The sequence below is a fragment of the Pseudomonas sp. DP-17 genome (assembly GCF_022380625.1).
GTDB classification, from domain to species: Bacteria; Pseudomonadota; Gammaproteobacteria; order Pseudomonadales; family Pseudomonadaceae; genus Pseudomonas; species Pseudomonas nitroreducens_A.
Genome location: NZ_JAKSXG010000001.1, coordinates 132,105 through 155,201, shown reverse-complemented (window position 1 = coordinate 155,201; position 23,097 = coordinate 132,105). Strand labels below are relative to the sequence as shown.

General features: G+C 64.9%; 21 protein-coding genes and 1 tRNA gene. 10 read left to right on the top strand and 12 right to left on the bottom strand.

Going from position 1 to position 23,097, the window contains the following annotated elements; genetic code table 11:
- Nucleotides 1-37 precede the first annotated feature (37 nt).
- From MJ122_RS00725 to MJ122_RS00710, 4 genes are all read right to left on the bottom strand, one after another.
- On the bottom strand, nucleotides 38-1,204 hold the full coding sequence (locus MJ122_RS00725) for an EAL domain-containing protein (protein ID WP_017519316.1): 1,167 nt from the start codon (nucleotides 1,202-1,204) through the stop codon (nucleotides 38-40).
- Nucleotides 1,205-1,286: 82 nt separating this feature from the next.
- A complete protein-coding gene (locus tag MJ122_RS00720; protein WP_239741773.1) occupies nucleotides 1,287-1,634 on the bottom strand; it encodes a hypothetical protein in 348 nt (115 codons plus the stop codon).
- Entirely contained in the window at nucleotides 1,631-2,011 is a 381-nt protein-coding gene (locus MJ122_RS00715; RefSeq protein WP_088416836.1) for a phage holin family protein, read from the bottom strand. Before MJ122_RS00715 ends, MJ122_RS00720 begins: the two co-directional genes overlap by 4 nt.
- 15 nt (nucleotides 2,012-2,026) lie before the next feature.
- The gene (locus MJ122_RS00710) at nucleotides 2,027-2,344 is read right to left on the bottom strand and encodes a YqjD family protein (RefSeq protein ID WP_088416837.1); all 318 of its coding nucleotides are present in this window, start codon (nucleotides 2,342-2,344) and stop codon (nucleotides 2,027-2,029) included.
- A 403-nt stretch (nucleotides 2,345-2,747) separates the two neighbouring features.
- On the opposite strand from MJ122_RS00710, the gene MJ122_RS00705 reads away from it, so the two are divergent.
- On the top strand, nucleotides 2,748-3,956 hold the full coding sequence (locus MJ122_RS00705; RefSeq protein ID WP_017519312.1) for an ammonium transporter: 1,209 nt from the start codon (nucleotides 2,748-2,750) through the stop codon (nucleotides 3,954-3,956).
- Between the two features lie 153 nt (nucleotides 3,957-4,109).
- Here MJ122_RS00705 and MJ122_RS00700 read toward each other — a convergent pair whose 3' ends face one another.
- The 3 genes from MJ122_RS00700 to MJ122_RS00690 all read right to left on the bottom strand — a co-directional run bounded on the left by MJ122_RS00700 (nucleotide 4,110) and on the right by MJ122_RS00690 (nucleotide 7,104).
- A complete protein-coding gene (locus MJ122_RS00700) occupies nucleotides 4,110-5,381 on the bottom strand; it encodes an OprD family porin (RefSeq protein ID WP_017519311.1) in 1,272 nt (423 codons plus the stop codon).
- Between the two features lie 177 nt (nucleotides 5,382-5,558).
- Nucleotides 5,559-6,425 carry an MBL fold metallo-hydrolase gene (locus MJ122_RS00695; protein WP_239741771.1) on the bottom strand — a complete coding sequence of 289 codons (867 nt, stop codon included), beginning with the start codon at nucleotides 6,423-6,425 and terminating at the stop codon, nucleotides 5,559-5,561.
- An 82-nt stretch (nucleotides 6,426-6,507) separates the two neighbouring features.
- Nucleotides 6,508-7,104 (bottom strand): glutathione S-transferase family protein, encoded by a 597-nt coding sequence (locus MJ122_RS00690; protein WP_088416839.1) that lies wholly within the window; start codon nucleotides 7,102-7,104, stop codon nucleotides 6,508-6,510.
- A 176-nt stretch (nucleotides 7,105-7,280) separates the two neighbouring features.
- Here MJ122_RS00690 and MJ122_RS00685 point away from each other — a divergent pair, with 176 nt between their 5' ends.
- Both MJ122_RS00685 and MJ122_RS00680 read left to right on the top strand, forming a co-directional pair.
- Nucleotides 7,281-7,838 (top strand): TetR family transcriptional regulator, encoded by a 558-nt coding sequence (locus tag MJ122_RS00685; protein WP_088416840.1) that lies wholly within the window; start codon nucleotides 7,281-7,283, stop codon nucleotides 7,836-7,838.
- Between the two features lie 27 nt (nucleotides 7,839-7,865).
- Nucleotides 7,866-8,105, top strand: a complete 240-nt coding sequence (locus tag MJ122_RS00680) for a glutaredoxin family protein (protein ID WP_275590564.1) — start codon at nucleotides 7,866-7,868, stop codon at nucleotides 8,103-8,105.
- A gap of 171 nt (nucleotides 8,106-8,276) precedes the next feature.
- Here MJ122_RS00680 and MJ122_RS00675 read toward each other — a convergent pair.
- The 3 genes from MJ122_RS00675 to mobA all read right to left on the bottom strand — a co-directional run bounded on the left by MJ122_RS00675 (nucleotide 8,277) and on the right by mobA (nucleotide 9,399).
- A tRNA-Pro gene (locus tag MJ122_RS00675) sits at nucleotides 8,277-8,353 on the bottom strand.
- 145 nt (nucleotides 8,354-8,498) lie between these two features.
- Nucleotides 8,499-8,720 carry a YgdI/YgdR family lipoprotein gene (locus tag MJ122_RS00670; protein ID WP_017519306.1) on the bottom strand — a complete coding sequence of 74 codons (222 nt, stop codon included), beginning with the start codon at nucleotides 8,718-8,720 and terminating at the stop codon, nucleotides 8,499-8,501.
- 94 nt (nucleotides 8,721-8,814) lie between these two features.
- Nucleotides 8,815-9,399, bottom strand: a complete 585-nt coding sequence (gene mobA / locus MJ122_RS00665) for a molybdenum cofactor guanylyltransferase MobA (RefSeq protein WP_239741769.1) — start codon at nucleotides 9,397-9,399, stop codon at nucleotides 8,815-8,817.
- Between the two features lie 70 nt (nucleotides 9,400-9,469).
- Between mobA and moaB the strand changes: the two genes are divergently transcribed.
- Both moaB and glp read left to right on the top strand, forming a co-directional pair.
- Nucleotides 9,470-10,009: a molybdenum cofactor biosynthesis protein B gene (gene moaB, locus MJ122_RS00660; protein WP_088416843.1), complete on the top strand. Its 540-nt coding sequence runs from the start codon at nucleotides 9,470-9,472 to the stop codon at nucleotides 10,007-10,009.
- Nucleotides 10,006-11,220, top strand: a complete 1,215-nt coding sequence (gene glp, locus MJ122_RS00655; RefSeq protein ID WP_239741767.1) for a gephyrin-like molybdotransferase Glp — start codon at nucleotides 10,006-10,008, stop codon at nucleotides 11,218-11,220. Before moaB ends, glp begins: the two co-directional genes overlap by 4 nt.
- An 81-nt stretch (nucleotides 11,221-11,301) precedes the next feature.
- Here glp and MJ122_RS00650 read toward each other — a convergent pair whose 3' ends face one another.
- Nucleotides 11,302-14,490: a VCBS domain-containing protein gene (locus MJ122_RS00650; RefSeq protein WP_239741765.1), complete on the bottom strand. Its 3,189-nt coding sequence runs from the start codon at nucleotides 14,488-14,490 to the stop codon at nucleotides 11,302-11,304.
- A gap of 480 nt (nucleotides 14,491-14,970) precedes the next feature.
- Nucleotides 14,971-15,999 (bottom strand): AraC family transcriptional regulator, encoded by a 1,029-nt coding sequence (locus MJ122_RS00645; protein ID WP_088416893.1) that lies wholly within the window; start codon nucleotides 15,997-15,999, stop codon nucleotides 14,971-14,973.
- A gap of 157 nt (nucleotides 16,000-16,156) precedes the next feature.
- Here MJ122_RS00645 and MJ122_RS00640 point away from each other — a divergent pair, with 157 nt between their 5' ends.
- The 5 genes from MJ122_RS00640 to MJ122_RS00620 all read left to right on the top strand — a co-directional run bounded on the left by MJ122_RS00640 (nucleotide 16,157) and on the right by MJ122_RS00620 (nucleotide 22,971).
- On the top strand, nucleotides 16,157-17,752 hold the full coding sequence (locus tag MJ122_RS00640) for an FAD-binding oxidoreductase (RefSeq protein ID WP_239741763.1): 1,596 nt from the start codon (nucleotides 16,157-16,159) through the stop codon (nucleotides 17,750-17,752).
- A gap of 4 nt (nucleotides 17,753-17,756) precedes the next feature.
- Nucleotides 17,757-19,334: a glycerol-3-phosphate dehydrogenase/oxidase gene (locus MJ122_RS00635; protein WP_239741761.1), complete on the top strand. Its 1,578-nt coding sequence runs from the start codon at nucleotides 17,757-17,759 to the stop codon at nucleotides 19,332-19,334.
- 26 nt (nucleotides 19,335-19,360) lie between these two features.
- On the top strand, nucleotides 19,361-20,920 hold the full coding sequence (locus MJ122_RS00630; protein WP_239741759.1) for an FGGY-family carbohydrate kinase: 1,560 nt from the start codon (nucleotides 19,361-19,363) through the stop codon (nucleotides 20,918-20,920).
- Between the two features lie 87 nt (nucleotides 20,921-21,007).
- Entirely contained in the window at nucleotides 21,008-21,928 is a 921-nt protein-coding gene (yegS, locus tag MJ122_RS00625; RefSeq protein ID WP_088416897.1) for a lipid kinase YegS, read from the top strand.
- A gap of 113 nt (nucleotides 21,929-22,041) precedes the next feature.
- Nucleotides 22,042-22,971 carry a chemotaxis protein CheV gene (locus tag MJ122_RS00620; RefSeq protein WP_017519296.1) on the top strand — a complete coding sequence of 310 codons (930 nt, stop codon included), beginning with the start codon at nucleotides 22,042-22,044 and terminating at the stop codon, nucleotides 22,969-22,971.
- The last annotated feature ends 126 nt before the right edge of the window (nucleotides 22,972-23,097 follow it).

The window sequence follows — 23,097 nt, the reverse complement described above, 5'->3', positions numbered from 1 at the left end:
ACGCTAGCTGTTCGCGCCGGCAATCTCAATCTTGGCGCTAGAGGCCTTCGGCATCGATGTCGATGAGCAGAAGGCGTCGACCCTCGTCGATGAACTGGCCGGCGGTCATGCAGTATTGGTTGGTGGTGGCGTCGCGGTAGGTGTTGGAGAGTGTCAGGCGGCGCTCTTCCCAGCCTTCTGCGAGCAACTGATAAAAATAGGGACGCCATGACCAGTTGTGCCCCAGGTAGCGACGGTTCTCCTTCCAGAACAGGCCGTTCCATTCCAGGTTCGGCGAGGTCTGGGTGCCATGGCGGTCGCATTGGTAGATGCGCAGCAGGCGGCTGAAGGATTCCGGCGCCGGCGGCAGGCTGCTGAGCATGGCGCCGCCTTCGGCCCACGGGCGCAGCATGTTCATCAGTTCGGAGAGTTGCTGGCGCAGGTGGATGAGGTTGGCGCGCTCGTGCAGCTTGCGGTGCACGTAGTGGTCGCGGCGTTGGGCGAAGGCTTCGCGGAAGGCATCGCTGGTCGGGAATTCCAGAGCCGGTTTGGCGAACAGGAAGCCTTGTACGTAGCGCGCGCCGCACTCCAGGGCGAAATCCATTTCCTCTTCGGTTTCCACGCCCTCGGCGATGATCCAGCAGCCGGTCTTTTCCGCCATCTGCGCCAGGGCCTTCACCACTTCGCCGCTGGGGCCGCCGCGGGCAGCTTCCTGGAACAGACGCATGTCGAGCTTGAGGATGTCCGGTTGCAACGCCAGCACACGATCCAATTGCGAGTAGCCGGCGCCGAAGTCGTCGATGGCAATACGCGCGCCGGCATCCCGGTAGCGTGCCACAACCTCTGGCAGACGCTGATGGGCGCCGCCCAACTCGGTGATCTCGAAGACCACGCGCTCCGGCGGCACTCCTTGCTGCTGCAGTTGTTTGAGGCTCGGCAGGGGCTGGTTCGGGCGCAGGCGGCTGATCCAGCGCGGCGAGATGTTCAGGCTGAGGAACCAGTCCTTGGGCGCTTCGTGGATGCGGGCGAGAGCGGCATCGCGAATCTGTCGGTCGAGCCGGCGAAGTTCGGCCAGGCCGACCCGCGGATTGAAGAACAAGGGGCCTACCGATTGCAGGTCGCCATTGTCCTGGCGCAAGCGCCCCAGTGCTTCGACACCGGCGATGAGCCCGGTTGCGGTGTCGATGAAGGGTTGGAAGCAGGCGATTGGTTGCCCGTCGATCAAGGGACACATCCTTAGTGGCGTGACAGGAGCGCGCCGGAGCGCGGCTTCCTGTCACTTAGCAAGAATGTGGCCAGTCTAGACGTCAGAGGTGTGTCGTGGGGGCGGGAGGGCCCTGGTGCTCGGGCTTCCTGCGCATCTGCAGGATGATCGGTGCGAGGGCGAGTCCTACGCGCAGCAACCGCACCCAGCGGCGCTTGCGGCCGAACAGCAGGGCCAGAGCCGCGGCGCCGCCAGCCCCCCAGAGCGGGGTACTGCTACTGCTGAAGCTGCTGCGCACATTCTGACCCAGGCTGCGGGCCTGACGGAGCGGGTGCAGGAGCAATTCGCCTTCCTGGCGAATCTGCTGGCGCTGCATTTCCAGGCGCAGACGAACGATGGCCTTGCGCAGCTCCGCACGACTCAGGTTGCGGGCGTCGGGCATTTCACTCATGGCAGCAGTCGCTCCCGGTCACGGGCCAGCTCATCGAGAGTGGCATTGAATGGCGAGCCTTCGTCGGTGACCAGCAGGTGCAGGCGCCAGGCACACAGCAGACTACCGCCGATATAGAACAGGCACAGGCCGATGGCCGCCTGCAGGCGATAGCTGTCCCAGAAGATGATCAGCACCAGCACCGACAGGGCGACCAGCAGCAGCAGCGCGAAGACCAGCGCCAGGCCGGCCATCAGCAACATCTTCACCGTGCGGGTCTTCTGCTCCTGCAGTTCGATGCCGAGCAACTCGACGTGCCCGTGCAGCAGCCCGAGGACTGCGGCGCCGAAGCGCCGCAGGGAAGGGGAGTTGGCCGGGTTTTTCGGCCCGGCGTCCATGGGCTCGCTCATGGATCAGCGCCGGCTGACCAGCAGCCCGAGAAGGAAGCCGACACCGGCGGCGATGCCCACCGCTTGCCAGGGATGTTCTCCCAGGAATTCCTCAGTGGCGTCGACGGCGGCTTTGCCCTGGTCGCGGACCGAGTCCTTGGTGGAGTAAATGGCCTCACGGGCGCGCTTGAGGCTTTCGTGGATCTGCTCGCGCATCTGGTCGGCTTCGGCACCTGCCAGCTCGGCCGAGGTTTGCAGCAGTTTCTCGGTGTCGCTGACGAGGGCTTGGAATTCGGCCAGGAGTTCGTCCTTGGCGGCGTTCACTGCGGTCTTGCGAGGCATGTGATGCTCCTTGTGCTGGTTGAGGTTCCTAGGGTTCGAACCCCGCGGGTGCGGGAAAGTTTCTCATAAATTCACCCCCCGGCCGCGGGGCCGATGCGAGCTAAAGCCTAGCCGCGGATCAGGAGAGTGCTGGTATGCCGCTTGCATTTCTCTGGTGCGCATGGAGTGCCGAGCGCCCCATGGCGGGGCGGTTCCGGTGCGGTGAATGGCCGGAAAAATAAGCTCAAACCACTGAAAAACATAAGGAAGTACAGGAAATTGCGAAGCGGGTCGGATGGTCTGTGGACCAATCTGAACCAGCACTCGGCCCCTCTGTGGTGCATCGCTGCTTCAGTGTGGTGCGATCCCTGGGTGCCGCGAGCCGTTTTGGTGCTTTCCCCAACCTCCGGGGCTGCCTGTAGTGATGGAAAACCTCAATAGTGCCGTAGAGACGCTGGTCCACGGTTCCAACACGCTGTTCCTTCTGATCGGTGCGGTCATGGTCCTGGCCATGCACGCGGGCTTCGCCTTCCTCGAAGTGGGCACGGTGCGCCTGAAGAACCAGGTGAATGCCCTGTCGAAGATTCTCTCGGACTTCGCCATCTCGACCCTTGCGTATTTCTTCGTTGGCTACTGGATAGCTTATGGCGTCACGTTCCTGCAGCCGGCGGCGACGCTGGCGAACGAAAACGGCTACGCGCTGGTGAAGTTCTTTTTCCTGCTGACGTTCGCCGCAGCGATTCCCGCGATCATTTCCGGTGGCATTGCCGAGCGTGCCAAGTTCGGTCCGCAACTGTGCGCGACCGCGCTGATCGTGGCCTTCGTCTATCCGTTCTTCGAGGGGTTGATCTGGAACGGAAACTTCGGCTTGCAGAACTGGCTGAAGGCGGAGTTCGGTGCTGCCTTCCATGATTTCGCCGGATCCGTAGTGGTTCATGCCTTTGGCGGCTGGTTGGCGCTGGCCGCAGTGGTTCTGCTGGGGCAGCGCAATGGTCGATATCGAGAGGGCCGACTGGTCGCTTTCGCGCCGTCGAACATTCCGTTCCTGGCGGCGGGTTCGTGGATCCTCATTGTCGGCTGGTTCGGCTTCAACGTCATGAGCGCGCAGTCGCTGGCGGGAGCCAGCGGGCTGGTGGCGGTGAACTCGCTGCTGGCGATGGTCGGCGGCACCGTGGCGTCGCTGCTGGTCGGTCGCAATGACCCGGGCTTCCTGCACAACGGGCCGCTGGCCGGGCTGGTGGCGGTCTGCGCCGGCTCCGACCTGATGCATCCCATCGGCGCCCTGGCCACCGGCATGGTGGCGGGCGCGTTGTTTGTCTGGGCCTTCACCGCGACTCAGGTGCGCTGGAAGATCGACGATGTGTTGGGTGTCTGGCCGCTGCACGGTCTGTGCGGTGCGTGGGGCGGCATTGCCTGCGGCATCTTTGGTCAGCAGGCGCTGGGCGGACTAGGTGGGGTCAGCCTGGCCAGCCAGGGCATCGGTACGCTGCTGGGCGTGGCGGTGGCGTTCGCCGGCGGCCTGCTGGTGTATGGCCTGGTGAAATCGGCTGTGGGCATCCGTCTGTCGAAGGAGGAGGAGTACTACGGCGCCGATCTGTCGATCCACAAGATTGGAGCTCTCAGCCAGGACTGAGACGGCAAGCTGTAAGGGCGAGCCTGCTCGCGAACAGTCTCACTGGCAGCAACGATGTCGCGGAGGCGCGAGCAAGAACTGGGCGCCCTCCCACGCTCCAAGAGCAAGAAAAAAGCCCGGCAGACGCCGGGCTTTTTCGTCATGCCGTGCGGGTTACCAGAGCGGCATGGTGTAGCTGACGATCAGACGGTTTTCGTCGTAATCGTTGGTGTAGTTGGTGCGCATGGTCGCGTTACGCCATTTCACGCCCAGGTTCTTCAGCGGGCCGTCCTGGAAGACGTAGGCGATGTCGGTGTCGCGTTCCCATTCCTTGCCTTCGCCGTCGGTGGTGATCAGGTCGATGTTGTCGCCTTTCACGTAGCGGGTCATGAAGGTCAGGCCGGGGATGCCGAGGCCGGCGAAGTTGTAGTCGTAGCGCGCCTGCCAGGACTTTTCGTCCTTGTTGGCAAAGTCGCCGATCTGGATGTAGTTCACCAGGTAGGGGTCAGTGCCGTTGATGTAGGCGAAGCCGGTGTCGCCGCTCATCTTCTGGTAGCCGACGCCGAAGGCGTGGTAGCCCAGGGCGTAGGTGAACATGGCGTTGAGCGCCTTGTTGTCGACGTTGCTGCCGCCATCGTCATCGGACTTGGCCCAGCGGATGTCGGACTTCAGCGACTGCTTATCGGCAATCGGCAGCACATGGATCAGGCCCAGGTAGTGCTGCTTGTAGATGTCCTCCAGGCCGCCGTAGTGGTAGCTGGTGCTCAGGCTGTCGGTCCACTTGTAGGTGAGGCCGCCGAACAGGAACTTGTTGGACGTGAGGCTATCGCCCAACTTGATGTTGCGCTTGCCGCCGCCGGTGATGGTCATGTCCTCGTAGTCCGAGGAGTCGCGCTGGTTGACCTGGTAGAGACGTCCGCCGTCGACGGTCAGGCCCTCGAGTTCTGCGGAGTTCAGGGCGAAACCGCTGAAGGTCTGTGGCAGCAGGCGCGTGTCGTTGAATTGCACCACCGGCATCTTCGGCATCAGGGTGCCGCCCTTCAGGGTGGTCTTGGAGGCGCGAAGCTTGGCGGTAACGCCCAGGTCGCCGTAGCTGTCTTCGGCGCGCTTGTCGCTGGAGGAACGCTGCAGCAGGCCGGTGCCGCTGCGGTCAGGCGAGGAATCGAGTTTCAGGCCCAGGGTGCCCAGGGCGTCGACGCCGACACCGATGGTACCGTCGGTGTAGCCCGATTCGTATTTGAGGATGAAGCCCTGTGCCCACTCCTCGGCCTTGTTCTGGCTGGGGGCCGGGCTGTCCTGGCGGAAGTCGCGGTTGAAGTAGAAGTTGCGCAGTTCGACGGTGGCCTTGCTGTCCTTGATGAAGTCGGCATGGGCAATGGTCGGAACGGTCAAGCTGGTACCCAGCGTGGCCAAGGCCACGGCACGGGCGATCGGGGTCTTGCTCATTGTTATTGTCTCCTCGAGCGCTTGGGGCAGTTTGATGATGCCGACTGGATCAGGGCCGGCATGTCAATCTGTTACAGCCTATCTACTAAATCATTACCGAATGTTGACGACTCTTAGACCTTAGTCGCTGATTAGTAAGCGGGCTATTGAAGCGCCAAGCGGCGACTGGCGTGGCTTTCACTGCACCCAGTGGGGGTAATAGCCCAGCTTGTCCTGCACTTGAGCGTCGTGGGCGGGCACAACGGTGAGCTTTGGATAGGCAAGCATCAGCTCATGCACGCGGGCCACTTCGGCGAGGGTCTGCTCGCGGTTGTTGTCCACCATGTTGCGGCTGATCCAGAACTTTTCGTGGGGGCCGGTGAAGCCGGACAGCCGCCAGGTGGTGTCGCCGCTGAAAAAGTAACGCCGACCATCGTCGAGGGTGATGAACAGACCCACCGCCCCAGGGGTATGGCCGCCCATGGGTACGAGCACCAGGCTGCCGTCGCCGAACAGGTCGAGGCTGCGGTCGTAGCTCAGGAAAGGGCCGGATTCGAACTGGAAGGGCACCCATTTCACCGGATGACGGAACTGGCTGGGGAACACCGCCGGCGGCTGGGCGATATGGGCGTAGTTGATCTCATCATAGGTTGCCCAGACCTGGACTTCGGGGAAGTCCGACAAGGCTGAGGCATGGTCCCAATGGGCATGGGACAGGATGATCCGGTCGATGGCGATGCCGCTGCCCTGCAGTTGGTCCCGCGCGGGTTTCAGGCCCTCGTAACGGAACAGTGGCTTGTCCCACCAGGGCATGTCCTGCTTGAACTGCGCGTCCGCCTGGCTGCCCAGACCGGTATCGAAGAGCAAGGTGGCGGCATGATGCTGGACCAGCACGGCGGTGTGGTTCATCGGAACCTTTCTCGTCCAGTCCCCGCCTGCCACGGTCAACGCATCCAGCGTGGTGATGCCTGAGGTGCGGATCAGTGAGAAACGCAGGTCCGCGGCCTGGAGGCTCAGACAGGTGAGGGCGAACAGCCCGGCCAGCAGCAGGGATGGGAGACGCATCGGATTTTCCTTTTTCTGAAGCGAAGGGGAGCGCCGCCGCTTGAACGACGACGCGGGCAATCAACAGGGCGTTAGAGGAGCGTCAGAAGGCGGGTTGCGCGACGTAGCCTGGCAGGGCACGCACACGGGTCAGCCAGTCCTGCACATAGGGATAGCCGCACGGCTCCAGGCCGCCCTCAGGCGCCAGGGTGACGTAGGGATAGATGGCAATATCGGCGATGCTCGGCCTGTCGGTCTGCGCCAGCCAGCGATGATCGGCCAGCGTCGCATCCAGCAGTTCCAAGGCATGGCGGCCCTTGGCCTGGGCGGCGGCCAGGTCACCGGGGCGCTTGAACAGCTGGATTACCCGGGCCATCGCCAGGCCGTGCTGCACCTCGTTGGCCGAGAAGCTCATCCAGTTGGCGATGCGCCCCTGGGTGATGGCGTCCTGCGGGTACCAGTGCGGCTCGGCGTACTGCCGGGCCAGGTAAGCGAGGATGGCGTGGGAGTCGCCCAGGCGCAGCTCGCCATCCTCCAGCGCCGGCACCTGGCCGCGCGGGTTGATCGCCAGGAAGGCCGGGCGCTTGTGCGCGCCACCCATCAGGTCCACCGGCAACAGCTCGGCTTTCTGGCCGATGAGCCCGAGAAACAACCGAACCTTGTAGCAGTTACCGGAAAGTGCGACGTCGTGGAGTTTCATGGCGTGAGTCCTTGCGATGTTGCCGGGTCGGCGATGCGGTAGATATTAGACAGACAGGTCTGTATAGTTCAAGCGAAATGATTGCCGGCCAATCGGATTTCGCTGTCGCCCCTGCAATTGTCCGGCTCCCCTGGGCGTCGAGCCTCGCGCATAATGTCCGGTCAGGAGGGAATGCCATGGCATCCAGCAAACGCGAGCTGCTGCTCGCCACCGCACAGGATCTGTTCTACCGCGAGGGTTACCACGCCACCGGTATCGACCGGATCCTCGCCGAGTCGGGCGTTGCGAAAATGACGCTGTACAAGCACTTCAAGTCCAAGGACGAGCTGATCATGGCGGCGCTGGAAGAGCGTCACGCCCGCATGGTTGAACGCATGGAAGTGGCCGAGCGCATTCTGGCGCCCCGCGAGGCGATCCTGGCGGTTTTCGACGGCTTGCAGGAAGTGCTCAACGCCCCTGATTTCTGCGGCTGCGCCTTTATCCACGCCGCCGGTGAATTCCATGATCGCGAACACCCCATTCATCAGCAGGCCGCCGAGCACAAGGCTTTCCTGGGGCGTTTCTTTGCCGCCCAGTTGGCGCGCCTCGGCGCCGCGGAGCCGGAAGCGCTGGCTCGGCAACTGCAATACCTGCTTGAGGGCGTGCTGGTGATGGCGCACATGCAGGGGCCGGCGCATCAGGGGCGCGAAGCCCGTGCCGTGGCCGATACTCTGCTCAAGCACGCCGGAGTCTGAAGCATGTCGCCAACCAACGAGCCCAACCTGCCGCCGGAATGCCAGCTCTTCGGCACCCTCGGCTGCCATCTTTGCGAAGTGGCCGAAGCGGTGCTGATGCCCTTTGTCGAGCATGGCCTGATGGTCGAACTGGTGGACATCGCCGACCGCGAGGATTGGGTCGAGCAGTACGGCCTGACTATCCCCGTGTTGCGTCGTTGCGATTCTGGCGCCGAACTCAACTGGCCGTTCGACGCCGAGCAGGTCGCCGCTTTCCTCAGTCGCTGAGGCATTGCGGGCTCGAGCGCCGCTCAGCCTTGAGCGGCGCCGGTGCGACAGCGGGGGATTGCCCATGAAAATAACCCGTCCTTGCGACGGGCTTTTTGTGCCTGCGAATTCACATCTGGGGAAAAATCGCAGGCAATAAAAAACCCGCTGTTAGGCGGGTTTTTCGGGATTTGGTCGGAGCGACTGGATTCGAACCAGCGACCTTCTCGTCCCGAACGAGACGCGCTACCAAGCTGCGCTACGCTCCGTTTGATGGCGCGCATTCTACCGAAAAACTTTTGATGCACAAGGGGTTAGCGACAAATTTCTGAAAAAAGATTTTCCCGCCCCAGGAAACGCGAACGCCCCGCAGACCGATCAGGGGCCTGCGGGGCGTTTTCACCACCGGGAGAATCAGAGGTCCTTGACGGTCCGTACCTGATCCTTGTTCACACGGGCGGTTTTGCCATCCAGCTGTTCGAACTCATAGAAGCCGGATTCTTCGTCGTACTTGGGCTTGTCGACCGACTGAATCTCGCGACCATCGTTCAGGGTGATGACCGACGGAGTGGAGCAACCTGCGAGCACTCCGAAGCCCAGGGCGAGCAGGAAGGCGGGAAGCATCCGTTTGTTCATTAGTGAATCTCCTGATGAGCGAACAAAAAAGTACGAAAAGTCTGACCGAGAGGACTACGGCATAGTTCCCGGAAAATTTTCGAATGCGTTGCTATCAGGCGCGATAGAGCAGCTCCGGGGTATTCAGGTTGGCCAGGCGGGGGTCGTCGGCCGGGCAATCCACCGCTTGCAGGCCCAGCTTCGAGAAAACGTAACGGGGGCTGCGATCGCCCTGGTTCCAGGCTTCCTCTATCGACGCGCGCATCGCCACTGGGATGATGCTGAATAAAGGCTCCCACTGCGTGCCGCAGCGCAGCATGTGGACGACATCCGGCTCTGCGGCCGATGCGCGCAGCAGGCGCTGCAGCAGCTCGGCATCCAGGCGCGGCGCATCGCAGGGAAGAACCAGCAAGTGCGAATGACGCGCGGTGGTCAGGCCTGCCCGGATACCGGCCAGCGGGCCGGGGAAGTCCATGCTGTCATCCTGTACCAAGCGGTCGGCGAAGCCGGCGTAGACGTCCGCGTTGCGGTTGCAGGAAATAATCAGATCGTCGCTGAATGGGCGGGCGAGGGCGGCGGCATAGCTCACCAGCGGGCGGCCCTGCCACTCCAGCAGGCCCTTGTCCTGGCCGCCCATGCGCTGGCCGCGTCCTCCGGCGAGAATCAGGACGGAGCAGGGGGGGAGCGGGGCTTGTGGCATGTCAGGGTCTCCAGGACGGGCCTGTGATATAACACCGCGCATTCCAACCTCACAAGCAAGGGCCCTCATCATGAGCCACAAGGCCGAGCAGCCATTCGTCCCGCTGAACATCGCCGTCCTCACCGTCAGCGATACCCGCACCCTGGAAACCGACACCTCCGGCCAGCTGTTCGTCGACCGCCTGAAGGCCGCCGGCCACAACCTCGCGGCCCGCGTCCTGCTCAAGGATGACCTCTACCGCATTCGCGCCCAGGTCGCGACCTGGATTGCCGAAGACGAAGTGCAGGTCGTGCTGGTTACCGGCGGAACCGGCTTCACCGGCCGCGACAGCACCCCGGAGGCCGTAACCTGCCTGCTGGACAAGGTAGTGGACGGCTTTGGCGAGCTGTTCCGGCAGATTTCCGTGGCCGACATCGGCACCTCCACGGTCCAGTCCCGTGCGCTGGCCGGCCTCGCCAACGGAACCCTGGTCTGCTGTCTGCCGGGCTCCACCAACGCCTGCCGCACCGCTTGGGACGGCATTCTCGGCGAGCAACTGGACGCCAGCCACCGCCCTTGCAATTTCGTGCCGCACCTGAAAAAGGCGGCGCCCTGCGAGAGCCGCGGATGAGCGGCTGCGACAAGCCGGGACTGCTGCCGGTCGAGGACGCCCTGGCGCGCCTGCTGAGCCTGGCGGAGCAGGCGCCGATCCTCGATACCGAAACCCTGTCGCTGAGCGAGGCTGACGGCCGCGTGCTCGCCGAGCCGCTGTTGGCCGGACTGGACTTGCCGCCGTGGCCGAACAGCGCCATGGACGGCTATGCGCTGCGCCAGGCCGACTGGCAGGGTGAGGCGCTGCCGGTCAGCCAGAAGATCTTCGCCGGGCAGGCGGGCGAACCGCTGGTGCCGGGCACCTGCGTGCGCATCTTCACCGGCGCGCCGGTACCCGAGGGCGCCGATTGCGTCGAGATGCAGGAAAACGTCGAAGTGCTGGAAGACGGCCGCGTGCGTTTCCTCGAGGCACTCAAGGTGGGGCAGCACGTACGCCCGCAGGGCCAGGAAACCCGCAAGGGAGACTGTGTGCTGCCCGCCGGCACGCGCCTGGGGCCGATCGAGATCGGTCTGGCGGCATCGCTAGGTCGTGCCGATTTGAGTGTGCGTCGCCGCCCGCGCGTGGCGCTGCTGTCCACCGGCGATGAATTGGTCGAACCGGGCCAGTCGCTGGCGCTCGGGCAGATCTACAACAGCAACCGGCACCTGCTGCGCACCTGGCTGCAGCGCTTTGGTTGCGAAGTGGTGGACGCCGGGATCCTTCCGGACGACCTGGAGCGCACCCGCGCGGCCCTGGCCGGGTTGTCGAATGTGGACCTGATCCTGTCCACCGGCGGCGTTTCCGTCGGCGAGGCGGATTTTCTCGGTGCGGCCCTGCGTGAAGCGGGCGAGCTGGCGCTGTGGAAACTGGCGATCAAGCCGGGCAAGCCGCTGACCGTGGGCCAGTATCAGCAGGTGCCGGTGATCGGCCTGCCGGGCAACCCGGCGTCCACCCTGGTGACCTTCGCGCTGCTGGCGCGACCCTACCTGATGCGTCGCCTCGGTATGCAGAAGGTAGAGCCTTTGCGCCTGCAGGTGCCGGCTGGCTTCACATGGACCAAGCCAGGCAATCGCCGCGAGTACCTGCGCGCGAGACTGGAGAACGGCCGTGCCGTGCCTTGCGCCAACCAGAGTTCCGGTGTGCTGCGCAGCGCCGCCTGGGCCGAGGGACTGGCAGAAGTGCGCGAAGGAACGACGCTGGCCGAAGGCGATTGGCTGGTCTTCATCCCGTTCAGCGAGTTGCTCGACTAAACGGCCGACCGGTATCAGCCGGAAACAAACGGGGCCGCAGAACGCGGCCCCGTTTGTTTTTGCGAGTTCCTCCACCAGGGCTCAGGCGATATCGGTCGTTGCAAACCCAGCTGCCGTATTCACCCCGGTCAGCACGATCAAGCTGTCGCCACTGTCCACCGAGTTGCTGTGGTTCTCGTCGATGACCAGCCACCCGTTGCCCGTGCCCGCAGCGTTCCAGGCCATGTAAGAACCGCTGGTTGCCGTGCCCGTCGCCATCGATGCGTTTGCGGCGGCGACGAAGGCATTGAAGTCGGACAACGAGGAACCATTGGCAATGGTGACATTGCCCGCCGCCAGCGAGGTGACGATGGTGTCGTTCGCCGAGTTGAAGTCGCCAATGGTATCCGCGGTGGCCAGGGTGATGCCGGTGTTGCCGGTGGAAAACACGAAAGAGTCGTTGTCCTTGCCGCCGAACAGCAGGTCGATGCCGGTGCCGCCATGGATCTCGTCGTTGCCGTCCTGGCCGAACACGGTGTCGTCGCCCGAACCGGCGAGGATGATGTCGACGTTCTGCCGGCCGTAGATGACATCGTCGCCCGAGCTGAAGTCGTACCCCCCACCGGGCAGGGTTTCCGTCCCGGCGTTGGTGCCAGTGACGACGCTGAAGGTCTCGTTGTAGGTGGCAAGCGTCGCACCGGAACCCTGGCTTGCCTGGACCGTCACCTCGTAGATGGTGCCCGAGGCCAGCCCCGTCGTGCTGCTGAGCGCCCCCGCGCTGCTGACGGCGAACAGCCCGCTGGCATCGGTGCTGATGCTCGCCGCGCCCAGGACGCCGGATTTGGCGCTGAAGAGGCTGAAGGAATAACTGCCACCCGCGTCCGGGTCGGAGCCGGCGGTCACGCTGATGGTGCCGATAGCTCCGTTGTTGCCGGGCACGCCATTGCCCGTGATGAAGGCGTTGGAGGTGTCCGCCGTCAGCGTCAGGTCGCGCGGCGCATCGTTGCCGCCGGTGATGCCGAGGGTGATGGATTGGCTGGCCGAAGTCGCGCCGTCAGCAGAGGCTGTGACGGCGTACACCAGACTTGGATTGCTGCCCGACTGCAGCGCTTCAATGGCTGCGTCGTTGGCGACGAACTTGTAGGCGCCGCTGGTGCTGTTGAGGTACAGCGTGCCGAAGGGGCTGCTGGTGTTCTGCAGGTCATAGTCCAGTTGTCCCGTCGCGCTACTGCCAGCCAGAGCGAAGGTGAAGCTGGAATCGCCGTCGCGGCTGGTGACGCCCAGGGTGCCGGTCTTGTCGGTGAAGGTGTCGTCGGCGGCCGTGTCGGTGTAGCTCGCCACCACGGGAGCCACCACCGGCGCATCTTCGGCGCCGTTGAGGTTGATGGTGATGGTCTGGTCGGACGAGGTCGCGTTGTCCGCTGCAGCGGTAACGTGATAGATCGCGCTCGGGTTGCTGCCACTTTCCAGGCCTTCGATGGCCGCGTCGTTGGCAACGAACTTGTACGCGCCCGTGCTGCTGTTCAGGTACAGGGTGCCGTAACCACTGCTGGCGTTCTTCAGGTCATAGTCCAGTTGTCCCGTCGCGCTACTGCCAGCCAGTGCGAAGGTGAAGCTGGAATCGCCGTCGCGGCTGGTGACGTCCAGGGTGCCGGTCTTGTCGGCGAAGGTGTCGTCGGCGGCCGTATCGAGATAGGACTCCACCACGGGAGCCACGACCGGCGCGTCTTCGGCGCCAGCGAAGGTGATGGTGATGGTCTGGTCCGCCGAAGTCACGCCGTCGGCCGCAGCGGTGACGTGATAGACCGCGTTGGGAATGCTGCCGTTTTCGAGCGCCTCGATGGCTGCGTCATTGGCGATGAACTTGTAGGCGCCACTGGTGCTGTTCAGGTAGAGCGTGCCGAAGGTACTGCTGGTGTCCTGTCGGTCGTAACCCGATAGCACCGAGTCACTGCTGCCCGACAGGGTGAAGGTGAAGCTGCTGTCACCGTCGCGGCTACTGACGTTGAGCGTACCGGTGGTGTCGGGGAAGGTGTCGTCGGCCTCTGTGTCGGCATAATCCGCAACTACCGCCGTCACCTCCGGCGCATCTTCGGCCCCGGTCAGGTTGATGGTCAGGGTCTGGGTGGCGGTTGCATTCGAGCCATCGGTCACCTTGAGCGTGAAGCTTTCGCTGGTGCTTGCCTCCAGCGCCTCGACGGCGGAGTCGTTGGAGACGTACTCGTAGGCGCCACTGGTATCCAGGTAGAGCGTGCCAAAGTTGCCGACCAGTTTCTGTTGATAGACGTGGCCGTTCACATCGAAGGACCCGGTCGCAGCACTGGTGTCATCGATGGCATAGCTCGCCGTATCGCCGACGTCGCGGTCCGCGCTGGTCAGTTGGCCAGTCACGCTGGTGAAGCTGTCGTTCCCCGAGGTGTCGATGAAGGTGAAGGCGGTCAGCGAGGCGCTGAGCTCGGGGGTATCGTTGACGCCGTCCAGGCTGATGCTGATGGTCTGGGTGGCGCTATCGGCGACGCCATCGGTCGCGTTGACCGTGAAGTCTGCGGTCTGGGTGGTCTTCAGGCCCTCCATCGCGGCATCGTTGGCGACGAACTTGTAGGCCCCGCTGGCGGTGTTCAGATAGAAGGTTCCGTAGTCCGAACTCTTCTGCACGTTGAAGCCGGCACTGTCCCCGGTGCCGCTCGAGGCGCTGGAACCCGCCAGTTCGTAGCTCACCGGGTTGCCGTCGGCATCGCTGCCGTGCAGGGTCCCGGTCACGTTCGCATAGCTGTCGTCGCCCGCGGTATCGGTGACCGTGCCGTTGCTGACCGTGGCCAGGGTCGGCGCATGGTTGACGCTCGAGATCAGCGTGCCGCTGGTGTCGACGTACTTGCCCTCGCCACTGGTCGAGCTGTCGCTGGTGACTCGCACGCCAATGGTCAGCAGTGTCGGATTTGCCAGCAGTGAGCTGATGGATTCCGGCAGGTCGAGAGTCGCCAGCGAGAACGACATCGACTCGCCGGCGGTGAGGAAGCTGGCCTTGTTCGTGCCCGTCGAGCCAAGCCCGGTGCTGGAAACCTTGTAGACGTCATCCCAGGTAATGCCGGTGCCGTTCATGTTGAGGCTGTTATCGGATTTGGCCAGGGTCACCGTCCCCTCGGTACTCTTGTCGCCGTCCGAGAACCAGAGGGCGTTGAGATCCAGATAGCCGGAGGTGCAGGTCACCGTGAAGCCGGTGCCATCGAAAACGATCTTGAATTGCAGGCCGGATGCAACCGAACCGAAATCCCACTGATACGACTCGCCCATGATTCATCCCTCAGTTCAAAGCTGACACGCCTCGGACAACCTCTGTATCAAGCTCGCGGCCAATCAGTCCCTGAGTCGGGAGCCTGCGGGTTCTGGGGGCAGGGAGCCTTTGTGCCGCCAGAGGGCGGCAGGCGTGTCGAGCGATGGCGCCAGTGCAGGGCGACCTTGCGTCACCCGGAGTTCCGTGCACCGAACGATGCCAAGGCTCGTTGAAACCTCCCATCCATGCATCCATCAGGTCGTTGTTATCTTGATTCTCCGCTCGCTCCAGACCTTCTCGGAGGCACGGGATGTTCGAAGTCCCGAACCTGAACAGGTCTGTACTGACTTCAGACGGTAGCTCAATGCCATCAGTGTGCTCGTCGTTTCGACAGAGGTTTGACGAAAGCGTGGGGTGAATCCGACAGATGGCGAAAAGCGTCAATATCCAAACGCCATGTGCTTTGACGGGTGGCTTCTGTGCAATGAAAAACGCCGGTCTCAGACCGGCGTTTTCTTGTGCTGCTGGCGATATTCGCCGGGCGTCTGGTCCGTCCAGCTCTTGAAGCTGCGATGGAAGGAGCGCGACTCGGTGAAGCCCAGGTACTGGGCAATGTCCTGGATCGGCAGGTCGCTGTGCACCAGGTAGTGTTCGGCGAGTTCCTGGCGCAGTTCGTCGAGGATCTGCTGGTAACTGGCGCCGGCCTGCTGCAGGTGGCGCTGCAGGGTGCGCACGGTCATGTCGAAGCGTTCGGCGACGCGCTCCTTGCGCGGCAGGCCGTCCTTGAGCAGCAGTCGCAGGGCGTTCTTCACCCGCAGCGGCAGCGGCTCGTCGTCGTCCAGTTCGGCCATCAGCGCCAGGGCGTGTTCTTCCAGGGTGCGCAGCAGATTGGCGTCGGCCTGGCGCAGCGGGTAGCTGAGCAACTGCAGGGGCACCAGCAGGGCGCTGAAGGGTTGCTCGAAACGCACCGGGCAGCCGAACAGTTGCTCGTACTCGGCAACATCGGCGCCCTCGGGCTGCGCGTGCTCGAACCAGACTTCCTGCGGCGAGCCATCGGTGTCGGCGATCCAGCGCGCATAGAGCAGCCAGGATGCCAGCACGTTTTCCACCATGTGCCGACGGATCTGCGCGGCCTCGTGACGGCAGTTCCAGATCAGCTTGATGTGGTCCGTGCCCGGTTCCAGGCGGCTGACGCCCATGTCGCCGACCAGCTTCTCATAGGGAATGATGCGGCCCATGGCTTCGCCCAGGTTGGCGCAGTTCATGGTGATGTAGCCCAGCACGCTCCAGGAGCCTGGCTGCACGAAGCGTGCGGAGTGCAGGCCGAACAACGGATCGCCGGAATGCGCGCAAAGGTGCTGCAGCAGGCGTTCGTGGGCCTCGCTCGGCAGGCGCTGGCTGTTGTCGCTCAGTTGCGAGCGTTCCAGGCCGGCAGCCTTGAGGGCAGCGTCCTGGTCCATGCCGAGGGACTCGGCGTGGCGCAGGTATTTCAGCAGTGCGGGGACGGAGGTGTAGCCGAGGGAATGCATGGCGTGAGTTCTTGTTCTTCGGTGTCTCGATCGGCAACTGCGCCTGTCTTGATCCGACAGTGACAGGGCAGGGCGGCTGGCTAGTATAGGCAGCCATCAAGCGGCACCGGAATAGCTATCGAAATGGCAGACAGAGACCTGGATAAAAGGAGCGGGCATGCGACGCTGGAACGGCTGGGGTGAAGAAACGACGGTGGTGGAACTGCCCGATAACGGGCGTGGGTTCCTCGCCGAGCTGGTAGGCCCGGGCCTGACGCTGCCGGACGCGACGCTGGAGCAGGTACTGGCCAAGGTGCCGGCCTCGCGCCTGCCCGAGCATCCGCTGGTGGTGCGCGAAGCCCGCGACCGCCTGCTGCACGCCCGCGGCCAGAGCCTGCCGGACTGGCTGGCGATGCGCGAAGGCGAATTCGGCGTGTTCCCCGATGGCGTGGCCTACCCGCAGACCGCCGAGCAGATCCGCGAGCTGCTGAAGTTCGCCGAGCTCTGGGACTGCCTGGTGATCCCCTATGGCGGCGGCACCTCGGTGGCCGGCCACATCAACCCGCCGGCGTCCGACAAGGCGGTGCTCACGGTTTCCCTGGAGCACATGAACCGCCTGATGGAACTGGACGAGCAGAGCCTGATCGCCACCTTCGGCCCCGGCGCCAACGGCCCGCAGGTAGAAAGCCAGCTGCGTGCCCGTGGCTATACCCTCGGTCACTTCCCGCAGTCCTGGGAGCTCTCCACCCTCGGTGGCTGGGTTGCCAGCCGTTCCAGTGGCCAGCAGTCGCTGCGCTACGGGCGCATCGAGCAGCTGTTCGCCGGCGGCACCCTGGAAACTTTCGCCGGCAGCCTGGAGATTCCGACCTTCCCGGCGTCCTCCGCCGGCCCGGACCTGCGCGAAGTGGTCATGGGTTCCGAAGGTCGCTTCGGCATCCTCTCGTCGGTGAAGGTGCGGGTCACGCGCATCGCCGAGGACGAGCGCTTCTACGCGGTGTTCCTGCCGTCCTGGGAGCAGGCGCTGGAAGGCATCCGCACCCTGGTGCAGGCGCGCGTGCCGCTGTCCATGCTGCGCCTGTCCAACGCCGTGGAAACCACCACCCAGCTTGCACTGGCAGGTCATCCGGGGCAGATCGCCTGGCTGGAGCGCTACCTGAAACTGCGCGGCGCGGCCGAGGGCAAATGCATGCTGACCTTCGGCGTCACCGGCGACCGCGCCCAGAACGCGACCTCGCTGCGTGCCGCGCGGCGCCTTCTCAAGGCCTTTGGCGGCGTGTTCACCGGCACCCTGCTGGGCAGGAAATGGGCGCAGAACCGCTTCCGCTTCCCCTACCTGCGCGAGGCGCTGTGGGAGAACGGCTACGTGGTCGACACCCTGGAAACCGCCACCGACTGGTCCAACGTCGACAACCTGCTCAACCGTATAGAAGCCAGCCTGCGTGAGGGCCTGGCCGCCGAGGGCGAGCGCGTGCATGTGTTCACCCACCTGTCGCACGTCTATGGCGAAGGCTCGAGCATCTACACCACCTATGTGTTCCGCCCGGCGGCCAGCTATGCGCAGACGCACGAGCGCTGGCGCAAGCTCAAGCACGCTGCCAGCCAGACCATCGCCAACCACCGCGGAACCATCAGCCACCAGCATGGCGTGGGCAAGGACCACGCGCCCTATCTGCCGGTGGAAAAGGGCCCGCTGGGCATGGCGGCGATCAAGGCGCTGGCCGGGTATTTCGACCCGTCCGGCCGGCTGAACCCCGGCACGCTGCTGCAGGACTGAGACGATGCCTGCCTGGAATGCAGCCTGGCGTGCCGAGGCGTTGCCGGAACTGGCGGCGCGCGACTGGGACCTGATCGTGGTCGGCGGCGGCATCACTGGCGCCGGCATCCTGCGCGAGGCGGCGCGGCGCGGCTGGCGCTGCCTGCTGATCGAGCAGCGCGACTTCGCCTGGGGCACCTCCAGCCGCTCATCGAAGATGGTCCACGGTGGCCTGCGCTACATCGCCAAGGGCCAGTTCGGCCTCACCCGCGACTCGGTGCGCGAGCGCCAGCGCCTGCTGGGCGAGGCACCGGGGCTGGTCGATCCGCTGAGCTTCATCATGCCGCACTACCAGGGCGGCTTCCCCGGCCCGCGGGTGTTCGGCACCCTGCTCTCGCTCTACGACGCGCTGGCGGGGCGGCGAAACCATCTGTTCCATCGCCTGGAAGAACTGCGCTACCTGGCGCCGGGGCTGAAGGAAGACCGCCTGTTGGGCGGTACCCGCTTCCAGGACGCGGTGACTGACGACGCACGCCTGGTGATGCGTGTGCTGGGCGAAGCACGCGCCGACGGCGGCGAAGCCCTGAACGGCTTGAAGGTGATCGAACTGGACCGCCGCGATGGTCGCGTTCAGGGACTGGTCGCCGAGGACAGCGAGAGCGGCCAGCGCTTCAGTTTCCGTGCCCGCGCCGTGGCCCTGGCCACCGGCGCCTGGGCCGATACCTTGCGGCAGAAGCAAGGCAGCGAGCACATCCGCCCGCTGCGCGGCAGCCACCTGTTGCTGCCGGCCTGGCGCTTGCCGGTCGCCCACGCCTTCAGCTTCATGCACGGTCAGGACAAGCGTCCGGTGTTCGTCTTTCCCTGGGAGGGCGCGACCGTGGTCGGCACCACCGACCTCGACCATCGCGACACGCTGGACGATGACGCCGCCATCAGTCGCGAGGAAGTGGACTACCTGCTGGCGGCCTGCGCGCAGCAGTTCCCGTCTGCCCGGATCAGCTCGGCAGATGTGCTCTCCACCTGGGCCGGCGTGCGTCCGGTGGTCAGCGATGGCGCACCAATGCTCAAGCCGTCGGACGAGAAGCGCGAACATGCGCTGTGGGTCGAGCCCGGCTGCGTGACCCTGGCCGGCGGCAAGCTGACCACCTTCCGCCTGCTGGCGCTGGAAGTCCTGGCGGCTTGCGCGCCGATGCTGGAGCGCCCGCTGGAACCCGCTGGCGAGCAGGTCTTCGAGCCGGTGGCAGACATCGACTTGCCAGGACTCACCGCGCCACAGAAGCGACGCCTGAGCGGTCGCCATGGCCGCGCGCTGCCGGAGCTGGCGCGGGCAATCAGAACCCTGGGCAGCGCACGCATCGGCAACACCGATTGTCTCTGGGCCGAGCTGGCCTGGGCGGCGGAAGGCGAACTGGTGCTGCACCTGGACGACCTGTTGCTGCGTCGTACCCGTATCGGCCTGCTGCTGGCCGATGGCGCCGCCGCCGAGCTGCCGAAGATCCGCGCACTGTGCCAGCCACGCCTGGGCTGGGACGACACGCGCTGGAAACGTGAAGAACAGGACTATCTGGCCTTGTGGCGTCGCTGCTACAGCCTGCCGCACTGAGCGCGGCCCCATCGAACGAGAGCCCCATGGATAACAACAACTACCTGCTGGCCATCGACAACGGCACCCAGAGCGTGCGCGCGCTGCTCTTCGATCTCCAGGGCAACCTGGTGGGCAAGGGCAAGGTCGAGCTGGAAGCCTATTTCTCCTCGCAGCCCGGTTGGGCCGAGCAGCACCCGGATTACTACTGGGAGCAGCTGGGCGAGGCCTGCAAGCGCCTGTGGGCCAGCGTGGACATCGACCGCAGCCGCATCCGTGGCGTCTCGCTGACGACCCAGCGCGGCACCGTGATCCACGTCGACGAAGCAGGCCAGGCCCTGCGCCCGGCGATCATCTGGCTGGACCAGCGCCGCGCCGAGCCGGGCGAATCGATCAAGGGCCCCTGGGGTTGGCTGTTCAAGCTGCTGGGCGCGCAGGGCGCGGTGGATTACTTCCGTACCCAGGCCGAAGTGAACTGGGTCGCCCAGCAGCAGCCGGACATCCACCAGCGCACGCACAAGGTGCTGCTGCTCTCCGGCTTCCTCACCCAGCGCCTGTGCGGACGCTACGTGGATTCGGTGGCCTGCAGCGTTGCCTACCTGCCGTTCGACTACAAGAAGCTGCAATGGGCCGCGCCGCGCGACTGGAAGTGGCAGGCGCTGGACGTGCGCCGCGAGCAACTGCCGGAGCTGTTCAAGCCCGGCGAGAAACTGGGCGAGATCACTGCCCAAGCCAGCCGCCTGACCGGCATTCCCGAAGGCCTGCCGCTGATCGCCGCCGGCGCCGACAAGGCCTGCGAAGTGCTCGGCGCCGGCGCCATCGACCCGACCGTGGCCTGCCTGTCCTACGGCACCACCGCGACCATCAACACCACTCGCTCGCGCTACCTGGAAACCATCCCGTTGATTCCGCCGTACCCGGCGGCGATCCCCGATCACTTCAATACCGAAGTGATGATCTACCGCGGCTTCTGGATGGTCAGCTGGTTCAAGCGCGAGTTCGGCCTGCGCGAGATGCAACGCGCGCAGGAACTCGGCGTCGAGCCGGAAAAACTGTTCGACGAACTGGTCGACAGCGTGCCCGCCGGCTCCATGGGCCTGATGCTGCAACCCTACTGGACGCCGGGCATCCGCGAGCCGGGGCTGGAAGCCAAGGGCTCGATCATCGGCTTCGGTGACGTGCACACCCGCGCGCACATCTACCGCGCCATCCTCGAAGGCCTGGCCTATGCGTTGCGCCAGGGCAAGGAGCGTATCGAGAAGCGCTCCGGCACCCGCATCCAGCGCCTGCGCGTGGCCGGTGGCGGTTCGCAGAGCGATGCGGCGATGCAGCTCACCGCCGACATCTTCGGCCTGCCGGCGGAGCGTCCGCATGTCTACGAAGCTTCCGGCCTGGGTGCAGCCATCGATTGTGCGGTGGGGCTCGGCCTCTATCCGGACTTTACCCACGCCATCGCCGCCATGACCCGCGTCGGCGATGTCTTCCATCCGCGCCCCGAGGCGCAGCGCACCTACGAGCGGCTGTACAGCGAGGTCTACCAGCGCATGTACAAGCAGCTCAAGCCGCTGTACCAGAGCATTCGCGAGATCACCGGCTACCCGGCCTGATCCGCCGTTGAAGGTTGGCGAAATTTTCCCGCGCTACTCTGGGTCCATTAGTTGACGCTCAATGGACCATTCGCGAGGAAGCCGACCATGATGCAACCCAAGGCCCTGTTGATCCTGCATGGCAAGCAAGCCGCCAACGAGGAGGTGCGCGCCGCTGTGCTGGCTGCGCGCGAGGCGGGGCAAGCGCTCGACGTGAGGGTGACGTGGGAGGGGGGCGACGCCCGGCGCCTGGTGGAGGAGGGCTTGGCAGCGGGCTATACGACGCTGATTGCCGGCGGTGGAGACGGCACCGTGCGCGATGTCGCCGAGGCGCTGGCCCAGGCCGGTGGCAAGGCCAGCCTGGCGATCCTGCCGCTGGGCACCGCCAACGACTTCGCCCGTGCCGCCGGCGTGCCGCTGGAGCCGGCCGCTGCGCTGGCCCTGCTGGACGTGCCGGCGCGGCCCATCGACCTGGGCGAGGTGGACGGGCAGATGTTCCTCAACATGGCCACCGGCGGCTTCGGCTCCAAGGTCACGGCCAATACTCCGGAAGACCTGAAGAAGCTGCTCGGCGGCGCGGCCTACCTGCTCACCGGACTGACGCGCTTCTCCGAGGTGCATGCAGCGCAGGGCCGTTTCAGCGGCCCGGATTTCAGCTGGGAAGGGGAATTCCTCGCGCTGGGCATCGGCAACGGCCGGCAGGCGGGCGGCGGCCATGTGCTCTGTCCCCAGGCGGCAGCGGACGATGGATTGCTCGACGTGAGCATCCTGCCGACGCCACAGGACATGGTCGGCACCCTCGGCGCGCTGCTGGGCGGTGGGCTTGGCACCCAGGACCTGTTCGTCCGTGCGCGCCTGCCGTGGATAGAGGTCGAGGCGCACGAGGGCCTGGACGTCAATCTCGACGGCGAGCCCCTGGAGGGTTCCAGGCTGCGCTTCGAGGTGCGCCCGGCAGCGATTTCCATGCATCTGCCAGCGGACTCGCCCTTGCTCTCGTCGACCCAGCGGCTCATGGGCGCGAACAGCTGATCGGCCTGGCCGTGACCGGGCAAGTCGTGCATGATGGCTCTGGGCCAGTATCTTGTTTCCAAACGGATGGCCGATAGCTTTCCCGCACGACTCATTCCGAATCTGGAGCAGGCATGGCCGGTATTCTCGACACTGTCGATCAACGCACCCAACTGGTAGGCGAGAACCGCCTGGAAATCCTGGTCTTCCGCCTGGCCGGGCGGCAGCAGTTCGCGATCAACGTGTTCAAGGTGCAGGAAGTGCTGCAACTGCCGCGCCTGACCCTGATCCCGCAGCGCCACCCGATGATCTGCGGGGTGATCAACCTGCGCGGCCAGACCCTGCCGGTGATCGACCTGTCCCGCGCCATTGGCATGCGTGCGCTGACTCCGGATGCCAACAGCACCATCATCGTCACCGAGTACAACCGCTCGGTGCAGGCCTTCCTGGTGGGCGGGGTAGAGCGCATCCTCAACCTCAACTGGGAGTCGATCCAGCCGCCGCCCGGTGGCGCGGGCCGCCAGCACTACCTGACCGCGATCACCAAGGTGGAAGACCGCCTGGTGGAAATCATCGACGTGGAAAAGGTGCTCGCCGAGATCGTGCCGATGAACACCCGCGTCTCCAGCGACCGCCTGGACGACAAGCTGCTCAGCCAGACCCGTGGCCGCGAAGTGCTGGTGGTGGATGACTCCAGCGTGGCCATCTCCCAACTGCGCGACACACTCGGCCAGCTTGGCCTGCGCCTGCATGTTGCGACTGACGGCCTGCGCGCGCTGCAGCAGCTCAAGCGCTGGGCGGACGAAGGCAACGACATGGAAGAGAAGCTGCTGATGGTCTTCACCGACGCCGAGATGCCGGAAATGGACGGCTACCGGCTGACCACCGAGATCCGCAGCGACCCGCGCCTGCGAGACCTCTACGTGGTGCTGCACACCTCGCTGTCGGGCAGCTTCAACGATGCCATGGTGAAGAAGGTCGGCTGCGACGACTTCCTCTCCAAGTTCCAGCCGGACCAGTTGGTGGAAGTGGTGCGTCGCCGGTTGCAGAAAGTCCCCGCCTGATCGCATCGCCTGTCCGTCGGCTTTGCCGATGGTTGGCGGGCATGGTCCGCTGCCGCAGGTTTGCTCTTGTAGGGGCGGGTCATGCCTGCGACAAGGCAGCGCCCCATTGCTAGACATCCGCTGCAC